This is a genomic window from Paraburkholderia piptadeniae (genome assembly GCF_900007165.1).
GTDB classification, from domain to species: Bacteria; Pseudomonadota; Gammaproteobacteria; order Burkholderiales; family Burkholderiaceae; genus Paraburkholderia; species Paraburkholderia piptadeniae.
The window spans coordinates 1-774 of record NZ_CYGY02000256.1 but is presented as its reverse complement, the minus strand read 5'-3'; the positions used below and the strand labels follow the sequence as shown (position 1 = coordinate 774).

The window sequence follows — 774 nt, the reverse complement described above, 5'->3', positions numbered from 1 at the left end:
ATGTACTGGGGCCAGCGCGAGAGCGCCGCTAGATCGCCGCCTCGCACAGCTGCGGCATCGGCAAGAAACAGCAGGTCAAACCGCGCGGCCTCAGCCTTTTTTGCCAGTTTCACATAGTGCTGGAAGTTGCTTCCCGCGTCGAGTTGGGAATCAGGACTCAGCCACGCGGCAATGTGGTTGCCCGTGGGATGGAAGAGTCCGCCAAGTTTCATCATGCGTTTCCTATCCACGTTTATCTCCGAACGAATTGTGATGGAATTATTTGATCCGTTCTGGGAATACGACAAGCAACCAATTCAGAACACCCTGTTGCTTTGCAGTGTTGAGTTCTCGACAACAGATTGACTGATAGCAGCACGCAAACGGATCACGGTGAGCAAAAAATTCGAACGGAATGCGCGAAATTCACTGATTTTCTTGAGCGCTCGTGAACGCTAGATTGACCGTAGTGCAAACTCTATCCGTCATTGTGTCCATGAGAACGATACTGATGTCACCGCTGATGCACTATGTGCGCGAGGTGGCGCTGGAAGGTTCAATCCGTCGAGCTGCCGACAACCTGCATATTTCGCCTTCCGCAATCGCCCGCCAGATCCAGCAACTCGAAGAACAGTTTGGTGCCGCGTTGTTCGAGCGGCAGCCACGCGGCATGCGCCTGACCGAAGCAGGACAGATAGTGCTGGAAACAATCCAGCAGTTCGAGCGCAATGCTGCGTCCGCGCTTTCCCACGTCGAGGAGCTTCGTGGCCTTAAGCGTGGACGGGTCTCGATCGG

The 774-nt window shown here is 54.7% G+C and carries 1 protein-coding gene and 1 pseudogene; one reads left to right on the top strand and one right to left on the bottom strand.

The features are described 5' to 3' along the window. A pseudogene (locus tag BN2476_RS45085) lies at positions 1-215 on the bottom strand (nitrilotriacetate monooxygenase); the annotation flags it as partial. A gap of 275 nt (positions 216-490) precedes the next feature. Here BN2476_RS45085 and BN2476_RS45080 point away from each other — a divergent pair. After that, a partial coding sequence (locus BN2476_RS45080) for a LysR family transcriptional regulator (RefSeq protein WP_235851271.1) occupies positions 491-774 on the top strand: 284 nt, incomplete at its 3' end.